Annotated in this window: 1 protein-coding gene; it reads left to right on the forward strand. The window is 68.3% G+C overall.

Annotated features, from left to right (window positions below; translation table 11 throughout):
• Positions 1 to 130 precede the first annotated feature (130 nt).
• Positions 131 to 478: a hydrolase gene (locus HBO11_RS28475; RefSeq protein ID WP_170059076.1), complete on the forward strand. Its 348-nt coding sequence runs from the start codon at positions 131 to 133 to the stop codon at positions 476 to 478.
• Positions 479 to 524 lie beyond the last annotated feature (46 nt).

Consider the following 524-nt stretch of genomic DNA (forward strand, 5'->3'; position numbering starts at 1 on the left):
GCCGCCAATCCTCAAGCTCGGTCGAAGTCCTGCTCGGCCTCCTGTTCGGGGCAGTTCTCGCCCTGGGCATGTTCATCTACAAGCTGTACACGCACCAACCGGACCCGCAAGCCACAGAAGGCGACGACGAATGAAAGCCCTGACCACCACAGCCCTGGCCATCGCACTCCTGGCCACCACCCTGCCGGCGTTGGCCGGCCGCGACTGCGACGTCGACCGCGACGGGCGCACCGATGCAACGTGCGGCGGCCCTGACCGGGATCTGGACAACGACGGCCGCACCGACGCGCGCTTCGGCGGCCCCGACCGCGACCTGGACAACGACGGCCGCACCGATGCACGCTTCGGCGGCCCCGATCGGGATCGCGACAACGATGGCCGCACCGACGCAACGTTCGGCGGGCCAGACCGCGACCTGGATAACGACGGGCGCACCGATAAGCGCTTCGGCGGGCCTGACGACCGCAAGGGGAACTGACATGGCCATCACCATCAAGGTCCGCATGGGAACCGGCAGCTACCAC

The organism is Pseudomonas sp. WS 5010 (genome assembly GCF_012985565.1).
Lineage (GTDB): Bacteria > Pseudomonadota > Gammaproteobacteria > Pseudomonadales > Pseudomonadaceae > Aquipseudomonas.

Excerpts from the sequence above, each read along its gene's own strand:
- HBO11_RS28475 (WP_170059076.1), top strand. The coding sequence starts at position 131 with ATGAAAGCCCTGACCACCACAGCCCTGGCCATCGCACTCCTGGCCACC.